This is a genomic window from Listeria cornellensis FSL F6-0969 (assembly GCF_000525855.1).
GTDB lineage: Bacteria > Bacillota > Bacilli > Lactobacillales > Listeriaceae > Listeria_A > Listeria_A cornellensis.
This window is the reverse complement of sequence record NZ_AODE01000004.1, coordinates 47,607-60,553: the sequence shown is the minus strand read 5'-3', so window position 1 is coordinate 60,553 and position 12,947 is coordinate 47,607. Positions and strand designations below refer to the sequence as shown.

Here is a 12,947-nt window from a genome sequence, read left to right as displayed (position 1 = left end):
TGCCTTAGTATCACACAAAAACTCGGCTACCAATAGCGGTTAGCCGAGTTTGATATTAAATATAAGGAGATGGATCTACTGGAACACCATTTTTATGAATCTCGAAGTGAAGATGTTGCCCCGTTGATTGCCCAGTCGAGCCCATGATACCGATGCCTTGGCCTTGAGAAACGCTTTGCCCTGCAACGACTTGCAAACTTCCCGCTTTCATATGACCGTAAAGCGTTTGGTAGCCATTTCCATGATCGATTTCAACAACATATCCGTAGCCACCATAACCGCTACCTGGAGCGCCGAAACCAGAGAAAACAACTGTTCCGCCTGCTGCTGCATAAATTGGAACACTTCCACCCGCAGCAATATCTTGCCCTTTATGTGATTCATGTTGGCCAGTGACAGGATTCGTTCTATCGCTAAATCCAGATGTTAAGATTCCTGCTGCAGGTTTAATGAACATTCCTGTTTGGGAACCAGCACTGATTGACGGGATGGAAGGGATGGAAACAGCTGGTGCTTCTTCTTGTGTTGTCGTTGCAGCTGCGGTTGTTTCTGTACGCGTAACGACCTTGGATTTTGCTTGTGCAGCAGCTTCTCTTGTTGCTTTTGCTGCCCGTTCTTCACTCGCTTTACGCGCCGCCACTAATTGTTGCTGTGCTTGGCGGTTTTTCTCCGCTTGAATATTCCCAGCGATTGCTTGTTCATTCACTGCCAGTTCACCTTGTTGTGCTAATAAATCATTCTTTTGTTGCTGCGTTAAGTCTTTTTCAGCCGCAATAGCCAAGATTAATTCATCTTTTTGACTTTTTTTGGCTTTCTAAGTTATTCTTTGAAAGCGCGATTTCTGTAGATAATTTCTTTAAACTCGCTAATTTCGTTTCCGTCTGTTTTTGCTTAGAATTCAGCGCATCCTCATCTTTTTTCTGGTCGCTCATAATATCTTTATCCGCATTGACCAGCGTAGATACCATCGTTGCACGATCAATGAAATCACTGAAATTATCAGATGCTAAAATAACATTCATATACTCTTGACCGTTTCCATTCACTTGGATGGCGCGCGCACGATCTTTCAATAAATTAAGGCGGTCGTCGATGCTTTTTTGTAACACAACGATTTCATTTTTCAGCTTGCTTACTTCCGCATTCGTTACCGCTACTTCTTGTTGTTGTTTTTGCAACTTTTTATTGGTTTCCGTAATGCTTTTCACTAGACTTTCCAGTTCAGAAGCCGTCGTTTGTTGCTTTCTTTCGAGAACGGATACTTCATGGTCCTTCTCGTCAATGTGATTATCTATAGTAGAACGCTGTTGCTGAATGGCTTGTTGTTGCTTTTGTAATTCATTTAGGTCAGCAGCCTTCACATTAGTTGGCACTACACTAAAGAGCCCAACTGCTACAGTTATTGCAAGGCTATTTACGAGTAATTTCTTATATGTCATTTATTAATTCCTCCTAGATCAGATTCGTATATTACTTTTTTTCCCATTCGCTAGATTAGAAAAAAAAGTACCTTCGTAGATAATCATACAAAGGTACTTTTCTATTTTCAAAAACGCTTGTTATATTTTACGATTAAAAGTTAGCTACGCGGCCAAAACCTACAAGAGATTGAGCCCAGAAGCCGCTTGAAAGGCTATCGATCTTAACGCCGTCATTTTGCGCGTTAATCATTTTTCCTCCGCCAATATAGATACCAACGTGAGCGATTCCGCTACCATAGCTGAAGAATACTAAATCACCTGGTTTTGCTTGGCTTGAACTGATTTTAGTAGATGCTGCATATTGAGCACCAGAAGTTCTTGGAAGAGAGATTCCAGCTGCACGGAATGAGTAAGAAGTAAATCCAGAACAGTCAAATGAACCTGGTCCAGTTGCTCCTAGTGAGTATGGTTTACCTAATTGCGCATAGGCGGTTGAAATCATCGCATCGTAACCAGAACCTGTTGGTGTTGCGATTGTATTATTTGTTGAATTAGAAGTATTTGATGATGCTTTTTTCGTTGTAGTGCTTTCAGATTTAGAACTGCTGTCATTAGAAGATGATGCTGTAGATGATGATTCATTCGAACTTGAATTCGATGATGACTCAGTTTTCGTTTCTGTAGCCGCTAATGGTTGAACAGTAGTCGCTTCTTTCGCTGCCGCCGCACGAGCCGCCGCTGCTGCTGCTTCTCTATCACGTTGCGCGATTAAAGTAGATTTTTCTTGTTGCGTTGTTGCTTGCTGTGCTGCTAATTGTGCTACAACAGCTTCTTTCTCAGCTTTTTGAGCTTCGATTTTATTTTGTTGTTCTTCATAACTAGCGATTGCTTTTTGTTGTTTTTCTTGCTCTTTTTTAACAGATGCAGATTTTGATTTCAAAGCATCTTCGTCTTTTTGTTGTTCGTCAAGAATCGCTTTATCAGAATCAACAATTGTGTTTACTGCAGATACACGGTCTACTAAATCGCCAAAGTTATCTGCACTTAGAACTACGTCAAGATAAACATTTGAATTTGAGTTTACTTGCATTGAACGAGCACGCTCTTTAAGAACACCTTCACGCTCTTTAATGCGAGCATTGATTGCTGCGATATCAGCGTTTAATTTCTTTAATTGTTCTGCTGATTTGTTGAAGCTCGCTTGTAGTTCTTTCGATTTTGCTTGCGCCGATTCTAGTTTCGTTACTAAAGATGATAGATCAGCTTGTAAATCAGCTTTCTTAGATTTAAGATCGTTTAGCTTTGCATCTTTCTGTTGGATGTCTGTGTTAACGTCCGCAAATGCATTTGTTGTAAAAACCGGTGATAAACTGATTACAGCTGCCATTGACGCAGCGATTAAAGTATTTTTTTTTCAAAAGATTTTACCTCCTAAAAAGCTCCCTAGGCTTTTCTTTCATTGAATTTTTTATTATTTTTAGAATGCGTTCGTTTGTCTGACACGCATTTAATTGTTAAACTTTCAAGAATCTACGGATGGATATTGCACTTCCCCATATACCAATCAATACTCCGATAGCAATGATTAACCCCGATATTTCATACATGAATGGGGTTGGCGATAATAAGGAAAGGTTGGTGCCTTCTCCAAGTCTTGGATTGATAAGATTATAAGTGTTAATGTAACCTACAAATGTTAGTATCACTGGCACGATAGATCCTAATAGACCTAGCCAAGCCCCTTCTAACACGAACGGCCACCGGATAAACCAGTTTGTCGCTCCTACCAATTTCATAATCTCAATCTCAGTTCTACGCGAATAAATCGCAATCTTAATCGTATTGGAGATCAGGAACATGGCTGTTAATAAAAGACCAGCACTTAATATTATACCAGCATATCGTCCCCATTTCAAGACATTAAACAATTTATCTACTGTTTTTTCACCATAGTTCACTTTTGCGACATATTTCATTTTCTCGATCTCAGATGCAACCTTCGCCGTTTCACTCGGCTCCTTCGCTTGAACAATGAACACATCGTAAAGTGGATTATCTTGTTCGAACAACTCGAAATCCTTACCATATGTAGAGACTAACTTCTCCATTTGCTCATCCTTGGAAGAAAATGTGACACTATCGACGCCGTTTAGCTCTCCGATATTGGCTTTTAATTCATCCTGTTGATCTTTTGTCGCAGTAAGTTGGATATGCGCGTTAATTTCAACGTCATTCTCCACATCATCTGCTAACTTGTTCATGTTCATCATAATTGCGAAGAACACACTGACTAAAATCAAGGTTACTGTTACTGCACTAGCTGCAGCGAATGTCATCCAACCGTTACGATAGAGACTCTTAAAGCTCTCTTTAAAATGTCTACCTACTGTTCTAAATTTCATAGCCATAATCTCCTTGCTGTTCATCACGAACGATTCTGCCGTTTTCGATAGCGATTACACGGTGTTTCAGAGTATTAACAATCTCTTTATTGTGTGTCGCCATCACGATTGTCGTTCCGCGATTACTAATTTCTTCAAGGATATTCATGATTTCCCATGACGTATCAGGATCGAGGTTTCCAGTCGGTTCATCTGCAATTAAAACCTGTGGCATATTTGCTATCGAGCGAGCAATCGAAATCCGTTGTTGCTCCCCGCCAGACAACTCATCTGGTAGCATTCTGACTTTATGTTTCAAATTAACTAGGTCTAGCACTTCCATGACACGGTCTTTGATGACTTTCGGATCTTCCTCTACTACTTCCATCGCATACGCAATGTTTTCATAAACGGTTTTGCTCGGAAGCAACTTGAAATCCTGAAAAACAACACCGACATGCCTTCTTAAAAACGGTACTTCGCGATTCTTCATATTGAGTAAATCAAATTTACCAACATTAATCGTTCCTTTTGTCGCTCGCTCTTCGCGGTATATCATCTTAATAAAAGTCGATTTACCAGCACCACTCGGCCCTACGACATAAACGAATTCTCCCTGGTCAATCTTAATGTTCAACCCATTCGCAGCTGTAATACCATTGGGATATTTCTTGTAGACATCTTCCATAACAATCATTTTATCACCTAACTATGCCTTTCTTAAATCAAGTTGGAATGATATAACATGTAAGATAACCCGAATTGTGCAGTGAAGTCTCAAACAAGGCTCACCATTTTTGCTGAAGTACTTGAAGTCACAACGCATGATTCCATTATAACACTTCAATCTTTCAGGTTCAGGTTAATTAGGTTACAGTTATATTTCAACCAATGACAAGTTTTATTTTATTTGCAATATACATATTTTCATTTCCATCATTAAAAATCGCATATACTTCTCTTTCTGTAAAAAAGCCATAAAAAAAACGTGCCTGAATTACTGCACTGTTTTACTACTCTCCTATTGTACCGCGTTTTCCAGTGAATTAACATTACAGGGATATTAAAAATAGTTACAGTGAAATCAATTGGAATAGACCACTTCTGCTAAGTAAATACCTTCCTAGGTACTCTGAATGAACTTCTTGTTACACAACTGTTATACAAAAAAGCAACATCAACGTGACTGGTCAATGCTACTCCTTTTGCTGTATTTTAAATATTAAAGCCTTCTCCCATAACCTCACTTGCGCTCATAACAACGACAAATGCGCTCGGGTCAATTTCTTTTATAACACCTTTTAGCCTTGAAAATTCCGATTGAGCAATAACACACAGTAGAATCTGTCTATCATCTTCTGTATAACCGCCTTTTGCCGACAGACGTGTAATACCTCGATCAATTTTATAAAGAATGGCATGGCGTATCTCGTCTTGTTTTTCTGAAATAATCAGTACGGTTTTCGACTGGTTGAGCCCGACTTGAACGAGATCAATCGTTTTACTCGTGGCGAACAGGCCAATGAGCGCGTACAGACCCGACTCGATATCAAAGACAAACATCGCTGCGATAACGACAAAACCGTCAATCAAAGCCACACAAATGCCTAGCGAAAGATTCGTGAATTTGTGCAAAATTTGGGCGATGACATCTGTACCACCTGTCGATGCTTTGCCCCGAAAGACAATACCGAGCCCCATCCCCACAAGTACACCACCAAATAAGGCCGCAACAAGTGGTTCATGTGTCCAAACGGTCCAATCAGATGTCAAATAAACAAATAGTGGCATAATCATCGTGCCTACGAAAGTTTTAATCCCGAATTGGTAGCCTAGGAAGAACACCCCTGCAAAAAATAATGGGATATTGAATGCCCATTGAATGTAAGCCGGTGTCCATCCTGTTAAATAATTGATAATTGTACTGATCCCGCTCACGCCACCAGAAGCAACATGATTCGGTAACAGCAAGACATTGAATGCTAAAGCGATAATAAATGCGCCTAAAATGACATAGACGTATTCCATCGCTTTCGCTAATTTAGGCGGTAGTTTACGCCGTTTGACTGGTTTCATTTCTTTCATCTTGCCACCTTAATCAATCCGCGAACGTAGATAGCCATTGATGAATTCATCAATATCGCCATCCATGACTGCTTGTGTATTTCCTGTTTCAACGCTTGTACGGTGGTCTTTTACCATCGAATACGGATGGAATACGTAAGATCGGATTTGACTTCCCCAACCAATTTCTTTTTGTTCACCGCGAAGTTCCGCAAGCTCTTTCTCTTTTTCTTCTTGTTCTTTTTGATATAATTTTGCTTTTAACATCTTCATTGCTTGATCACGGTTTTTTAGCTGCGAGCGCTCGGATTGGCATGTTACGACAATTCCGGATGGGATATGTGTCATCCGTACAGCTGAATCGGTCGTATTAATATGCTGACCACCTGCTCCGGTCGCGCGATACGTGTCAATTTTTAAATCTTCTGGACGAACTTCGATTTCGATATCGTCATCCATTTCTGGCATGACATCACATGATACAAAAGATGTATGGCGGCGTCCTGAGGAATCGAATGGCGAAATACGGACGAGACGGTGAACGCCTTTTTCCGCTTTTAAGTAGCCGTATGCGTTATGCCCTTTGATGAGCAATGTCACGCTCTTAATCCCCGCTTCGTCTCCCGCTTGGTAATCCAGCATCTCAACTTTGAAATCCTTCTTATCGGCCCAGCGCTGGTACATGCGTAGTAACATCGAGCCCCAATCTTGTGATTCCGTTCCGCCGGCTCCTGGGTGCAGCTCTAAAATGGCGTTATTTTTATCGTAAGGCTCGCTTAACATTAATTTCAATTCGAAATCCGTTAACTTCGCCACAAATTTCTCTAATTCTGTTTCTAGTTCTGTTTGCAACTCTTCATCCGCCTCTTCGCGCAAAAGCTCCAAACTAAGCTCTAGATTTTCTTGCTCTTCTTCTAATTCATGAAACGCGTTATAGGTTTCTTTGTAGCCGTTCGCTTCATTGATGACTTTTTGCGCCCCTTGTTGGTCATTCCAAAATTCTGGATCCAACATTTGATCCTCTAACTCAGCAATCCGAACTTCTATGCTGTCTAAGTCAAAGAGACCCCCTAAAGTCTTTGATTTGTTGGGTTGTCTTTTCTAGTTCATTGCGAATTTCAGCTAATTCCATTCTCAACACCTCTTTTTCAATTTTCATGCATAAAATAAATGCACTTTTAATAATATAGCATACTTGGCTGGAAACTGCGATTAGTTGGCCAAGTGTAAACAAAAAAACCAGGAAAACTCCTGGTTTTTTTGCACCTTGCTATTTCTCTTTTCCGTGACAATTCTTATACTTTTCGCCACTACCACAAGGACATGGATCATTACGACCAATGTGTTGATCTTTGTGAACTGGTTGCTTCTTAGCCAGTGGTTTGCCTTCATTCGGATCAATAGCATCACCTTTAGCCACTTGTTCACGCTCAAGGTTTTGACGAATTTCAGCTTTCATAATGTAACGAGCAACCTCTTCATCAATGGAGCCAATCATCGCTTCAAACATTTCAAAGCCTTCTGATTGATATTCACGTAGCGGATCGATTTGACCGTATGCACGTAAATGAATACCATCACGTAAATGATCCATTGCATCGATATGATCTACCCATTTCGTATCTACTACACGTAGCAATACTACTTTTTGGAACTCGTTAAATTCTTCTTCTGGAAGCATTGTTTCTTTTTCATTATAGGCTTCATTTACTTTTTCTAAAATGAAATCTTGAATATCTTTCGTTTCCATATTTTTAATGTCATCTACACTGATTACGTCTTCTGGTAGCAAGTTAGCCTCCACGAAATCGATAATTCCTTGTAAATTCCATTCTTCGCGATCCTCTTGTCTTGGTGCATTGGACTGCACGACAAAATTCACGACGTTTTGAATCATTGGTTCGATAACAGAGCGTAAGTTATTTTCAGCGGTAATAACTGCGTAACGTTGTTTATAAATAACTTCACGTTGTTGACGCAGCACGTCATCATATTGAAGTACTTGTTTACGTGAATCAAAGTTATTTCCTTCGACACGTTTTTGAGCAGATTCAACAGCACGACTAACCATTTTACTTTGGATAGCTTCGTCGTCCATACCAAATCGTTCCATCATTGATTTCATGTTATCTGAACCGAAACGTTTCATCAATTCATCTTCCATCGAAAGATAGAATTGTGTTACACCTGGATCTCCTTGACGACCTGCACGACCACGCAACTGATTATCAATACGTCTTGATTCATGGCGTTCCGTACCGATAACAGCTAAACCGCCTGCTTCAATTGTACCTTCACCAAGTTTGATATCCGTACCACGACCGGCCATATTCGTTGCAATAGTTACAGAGCCTTTTTTCCCCAGCGAACTGGATAATTTCAGCTTCTTTTTCATGTTGTTTCGCATTCAAAACACTATGTGGTACACCTTTACGTTTTAATTTATGGGAGATAACCTCAGACGTTTCAATCGCTACGGTACCAACCAATACTGGCTGTCCATTCGCGTAACGTTCGGCAATGTCTTCTACCACAGCATTAAATTTCGCATCAATTGACGTGTAGATTAAATCAGCACGGTCATCACGGACGATTGGCTTATTCGTTGGGATTTCGATAACACGCATATTATAAATATCACGGAATTCTTCTTCTTCCGTTTTAGCTGTACCTGTCATACCAGATAATTTCTTATACATCCGGAAATAGTTCTGGAATGTGATAGTTGCCATTGTTTGTGATTCATTTTGGATTGTAACGCCTTCTTTAGCTTCCAGCGCTTGGTGCAAGCCTTCACTGAAACGACGGCCTTTCATAATACGACCAGTAAATTGATCTACAATTAGTACTTCGTCATCTTGCACAACATAATCAACATCAAGATGCATCGTATAGTTTGCTTTTAAAGCTTGCGCAATATGATGGAGCAAAGTGGAACTTTCTATGTCAAACAAATTTTCGACGTCAAAATACTTCTCACCTTTTGTCATACCCTCTTCAGTCATGTACACTGATTTCGTCTTAATATCAACTGTATAATCTTTCTCCACTGTCAATGTCTCAACGAATGAATTAGCACGAACGTATAGAATAGTCGATTTCTCTGCTTGACCAGAAATAATCAACGGTGTTCTTGCTTCATCGACAAGAATTGAATCGACCTCATCGATTACAGCATAAGAAAGTGGACGTTGAACCATCTGCTCTTTATACACAACCATGTTATCACGTAAATAATCAAACCCTAGTTCATTATTTGTGCTATACGTAATATCCGCAGCATATGCTTCCCGTTTTTCTTCGCTGGAAAGAGCATTTAGATTTAGTCCAACTGATAAACCAAGGAAATTATATAGAACTCCCATCTCTTCCGCATCACGTTGCGACAAATACTCATTGACTGTAACAACATGAACGCCATTTCCGGAGAGCGCATTTAAATAAACTGGTAGTGTCGCTGTTAAAGTTTTACCTTCCCCAGTTCTCATCTCTGCGATGTTACCTTCGTGTAGCACAATGCCACCCATTAATTGAACGCGAAACGGGAACATGCCTAATGCACGCTTTGCTCCTTCACGCGCCACTGCAAAAGCCTCAACCAAAAGAGAATCCAATGTTTCCCCATTCTGATATCGTTCTTTAAAAGCCTCTGTTTTCGCACGAATCTCATCATCAGAAAGCTTTGCTGTTTCTTCAGCTAGCGCTTCAATCTGATCTGCTTTCTTCTCTAGATACTTAACATCTTTTTTACCAGACTCAAATATCTTTTTTAATAAACCTGCCATGATCTTATTCTCCTCTACCTGTTTCTATACTTTCCCTGAAGTTGAAATCGTTGCGCTCTTCCCACTTTCTGACGCAACTGCCTTATCATAGGCTCACTAGACAATTCTACCATCTTTCGCCTGTCTTTTACAACCTGTTTCCTGTGAACATTTCGACGTATTTTCTTTGATTCTGTAAAAAAGCCTAAGCTATGCGCTTTATTTAAATAAAAAATATCTTCTCGAGCTCATTTTTTCGTCATTCACTTTTTTATTTCTAATTGGGTATTGACAACAAAAGCCGAGATCCCCTTGTTTTGGATCCCGGCTTTTAGAAGACAATCTAAGTTAATTTGTTTCAATCAAACCGTATTTGCCATCTTTACGACGGTACACAATGTTTGTCCCGTCTGATTCTGCATCCGTGTATACAAAGAAACTATGACCTAATAAATTCATTTGAAGTACAGCTTCTTCACTGTCCATTGGTTTCAAAGAAAATTCCTTTGTACGAACAATGTCTAGCTCACTATCGTTCTCAAATTCACCTGACGTAGCACTGCTATTCACTTCTGAAAAAGCGAAGTAATCATGCTCGGCACCTTTGTCACGGAATTTACGGTTCACTTTTGTTTTATGTTTACGAATCTGTCTTTCTAATTTATCTACAATCAAATCAATACTTGCATATAAATCCCCACTCGTTTCTTCAGCACGTAGCACTAAATTTTTGAGAGGAATGGTCACTTCAACCTTTGCGTTCTTATCGGAATAAACTTTAAGATTCACATGAACATTAGCGTCTGGAGCCTCGCTGAAATAGCGCTCTAATTTGTCGATTTTCTTTTCAACATACTCTCTAATTGGCTCCGTTACTTCAATGTTTTCGCCACGAATGTTATACTTTAGCATAGCAATTCCTCCTTTGAAATAAAACAAATCATACTTTACAAGAAGTGAATGACTTCTTAGATACAGTCTACGTTATAATGTAGCATTTTGCAAACATTTACACGGAGCAAAATTACTATACTCCCAGTGTTTACGTAGTCTGTAAGTATGATGCTGTTACTCTATTCATTCCACAAATCTTCAAAAACAAACCTAAAATGATTGAAAATTTTGCTTTAACGGAAAACAGTGAGTGATACTACGCTTTTCGCACCAGCTTTCACAAGCGCTTCCGCTGCCAAATGTAGCGTTGCCCCTGTTGTATAAATATCATCTACTAACAATATTTCTTTGGATTCAAGAACCTCTTTATTTTCCACAAAAAAGAATTGCTCCTGCTCGATTCTTTCTTTACGTTGTTTTTTTTAGATTGTTTTTCAGTATGTTCTCTCTTGAGTTCTGTTTCGAATGAAATATCAGCTAATTGAAGCAATCCCTCTGTCTGATTAAATCCGCGCTCCCTTCTCCGCTCTGAGCTAATCGGGAGCGGTATCGTGACCTCTTTATTCATTTCTATCCACTTCGCTTTCAATTGTTGTGCGAAGACTCCTGCAATGGCATAATCACCTCTATATTTATACAGAGCCATTAAATCTTTAGCGAACTCATTGTATGTATAGCAAGCAATATTTTTTTGCAAGTAATCATGCGGCTCTTTCATCCCCCATCTTTTGCAGTCCTCGCAGATTATTTCTTTATTAGAATCATCCATCAGCCTACCGCACTTGCTACATGTGATACCCTCGATACGATTCAACTTAGATTCACAGCCAGCGCAGATCACACGTTTCTTTTCTAGCTTGAACAGGCTACTCCAAGAAATTTCAGCCATCAACTCTTTTCTGCATAACAGGCACCTATTTTTCATCTAGCAATCCCTGACGCTTTCCAAGTTGATTCATCATTTTTATTTGCGAAATAGCTAATGCCATATTTTTTGAGACGCCATTATGAAAAAATAATACGTCGCCTTTAGGATAATCAAATTTCCGACCTGCACGCCCAGATATTTGAACAAGTGCTGATTCTGTAAAAATCCTTCCTTCGCTTCCAAAAACACCTACTTGCACGTTTGTAAAAGTGACTCCGCGCTCGAGAATGGTTGTTGTGAGTAATAATCGGATTGTCCCATCCCGCATCTGTTGTACTTTCTCCTTCCTTTCTGGATCGGAAGAATGAACCGTCAAAAGTGGCTCGAAATCTAATTTACCAAGAATAACAGCTACTTCTAACATAACTTTTATTTCCGGAAAAAATAATAAGACAGGACATCCTTCATCTAACTTTTGTCGCATCCACTGGAGTATCAAATCAGGAATTTTTTTGTTTTTGTAATCTTTTTTTCCAATCTCCTATCCATACTTTTCGAGGCACAGGGAGTGATTTCCTATGATACCTCGCTGGAATTTTCACAAAATGACGTTTCCCACTGTTACATTCTTTTTGCCACTTTCTATCTGGTGTAGCTGTGATGAAAATCGAACATCCTGTGCGTAACTGTGCTTTTTGAACGGCATACTCCAAAAAAGGGTCTTTTGCATATGGAAACGCATCCACTTCGTCTATAAAAATAACATCAAATGCTTCATAGAATCTCACGAGCTGATGGGTCGTGGCTACTACAAACCGTTCCCCATTATACACATCTGTCGAATCTCCGTATAAACAAACCATCTCCACATCTGGAAATACTTCTTGTAAACGTGGAAATAGTTCTAAACAAACGTCCACTCTAGCGACGCAACACATAGACGCCCACCATTTATCAATACTTCATTCATTCCTTCAAACATCATCTCCGTCTTTCCAGATCCCGCAACTGCCCAAAGAAGTAAATTTTCTTTCTCCACTACAGCATGATGCACTTTAGCAGATGCTATTTTCTGACCAGGTGATAATTCTCCTTTCCAAGCCAAATAATTACTTTTTCGGCTCGAAATGCTAGTCCTGCCGGGGAAATAGAATAGAGAGCCGCACTCCGTCATTTTCCCCATTATAATGCAATTCCTACAATACCAGCAGTTCTCGCTACCGCAGTGACTACAAGGACTTCTAAAGAATAATTCCTCTTGATTATTCCCACATCTTAAACACATTTTCTTGTTTTCCTTGACTTCGACAGCCTTGACCTGTTGCATATTTTTAGTATCGGGGATTTCTTCTTTTGAAAATAGCCTTCCCTCTATGTTTGTCTGCAATATACTCACCTCATATATCCATTTATACACGAGATAAAAAATAATTACCAATTGCTATATTCTGATTTTCATACCTTATTTCATCTTTATCGATACATACTTCAGGATAATATTCATCTTTTAGAGTATTTTTCAGACTTTTTTTCGGTCTGTTTGAACTTTTTTTGC

8 protein-coding genes and 3 pseudogenes are annotated in these 12,947 nt (G+C 39.5%); all 11 read right to left on the bottom strand.

The genetic code is table 11. The features are described 5' to 3' along the window. Positions 1-55: 55 nt before the first annotated feature. Positions 56-1,439: pseudogene (locus PCORN_RS21180) on the bottom strand (murein hydrolase activator EnvC family protein). 133 nt (positions 1,440-1,572) lie between these two features. After that, entirely contained in the window at positions 1,573-2,808 is a 1,236-nt protein-coding gene (locus tag PCORN_RS00765) for a C40 family peptidase (protein WP_036076664.1), read from the bottom strand. Positions 2,809-2,935: 127 nt separating this feature from the next. Beyond that, positions 2,936-3,823, bottom strand: coding sequence for a permease-like cell division protein FtsX (ftsX, locus tag PCORN_RS00760; protein WP_036076661.1), 888 nt, complete (start codon positions 3,821-3,823; stop codon positions 2,936-2,938). After that, complete coding sequence (gene ftsE, locus PCORN_RS00755) at positions 3,813-4,499, bottom strand: cell division ATP-binding protein FtsE (RefSeq protein WP_036076659.1); 687 nt, start codon at positions 4,497-4,499, stop codon at positions 3,813-3,815. Before ftsE ends, ftsX begins: the two co-directional genes overlap by 11 nt. Positions 4,500-5,017: 518 nt before the next feature. Next, positions 5,018-5,878 carry a YitT family protein gene (locus PCORN_RS00750; RefSeq protein ID WP_036076964.1) on the bottom strand — a complete coding sequence of 287 codons (861 nt, stop codon included), beginning with the start codon at positions 5,876-5,878 and terminating at the stop codon, positions 5,018-5,020. 18 nt (positions 5,879-5,896) lie between these two features. Continuing rightward, positions 5,897-6,998 (bottom strand): peptide chain release factor 2 gene (prfB, locus tag PCORN_RS00745; RefSeq protein ID WP_149024195.1). Its coding sequence is split into 2 segments (ribosomal slippage): positions 5,897-6,925 and positions 6,927-6,998, totalling 1,101 coding nucleotides; the frame shifts between segments, so codons are not numbered across the junction. A 138-nt stretch (positions 6,999-7,136) separates the two neighbouring features. After that, positions 7,137-9,651: pseudogene (gene secA / locus PCORN_RS00740) on the bottom strand (preprotein translocase subunit SecA). Between the two features lie 327 nt (positions 9,652-9,978). Beyond that, the gene (gene hpf, locus PCORN_RS00735) at positions 9,979-10,542 is read right to left on the bottom strand and encodes a ribosome hibernation-promoting factor, HPF/YfiA family (protein WP_036076657.1); all 564 of its coding nucleotides are present in this window, start codon (positions 10,540-10,542) and stop codon (positions 9,979-9,981) included. Between the two features lie 215 nt (positions 10,543-10,757). After that, positions 10,758-10,901 carry a ComF family protein gene (locus PCORN_RS18045; protein ID WP_159102497.1) on the bottom strand — a complete coding sequence of 48 codons (144 nt, stop codon included), beginning with the start codon at positions 10,899-10,901 and terminating at the stop codon, positions 10,758-10,760. After that, on the bottom strand, positions 10,859-11,413 hold the full coding sequence (locus PCORN_RS18040; protein WP_149024194.1) for a ComF family protein: 555 nt from the start codon (positions 11,411-11,413) through the stop codon (positions 10,859-10,861). The genes PCORN_RS18045 and PCORN_RS18040 overlap by 43 nt, the downstream gene beginning before the upstream one ends. Before the next feature lie 25 nt (positions 11,414-11,438). Further along, positions 11,439-12,719 (bottom strand): annotated as a pseudogene (locus PCORN_RS00725) (ATP-dependent helicase ComFA). Positions 12,720-12,947 lie beyond the last annotated feature (228 nt).

Coding starts and splice junctions, on each gene's coding strand:
- ftsX (WP_036076661.1), bottom strand. CDS start 3,823: ATGAAATTTAGAACAGTAGGTAGACATTTTAAAGAGAGCTTTAAGAGT.
- PCORN_RS00765 (WP_036076664.1), bottom strand. CDS start 2,808: ATGGCAGCTGTAATCAGTTTATCACCGGTTTTTACAACAAATGCATTT.
- PCORN_RS18040 (WP_149024194.1), bottom strand. CDS start 11,413: ATGGCTGAAATTTCTTGGAGTAGCCTGTTCAAGCTAGAAAAGAAACGT.
- hpf (WP_036076657.1), bottom strand. CDS start 10,542: ATGCTAAAGTATAACATTCGTGGCGAAAACATTGAAGTAACGGAGCCA.
- ftsE (WP_036076659.1), bottom strand. CDS start 4,499: ATGATTGTTATGGAAGATGTCTACAAGAAATATCCCAATGGTATTACA.
- PCORN_RS00750 (WP_036076964.1), bottom strand. CDS start 5,878: ATGAAACCAGTCAAACGGCGTAAACTACCGCCTAAATTAGCGAAAGCG.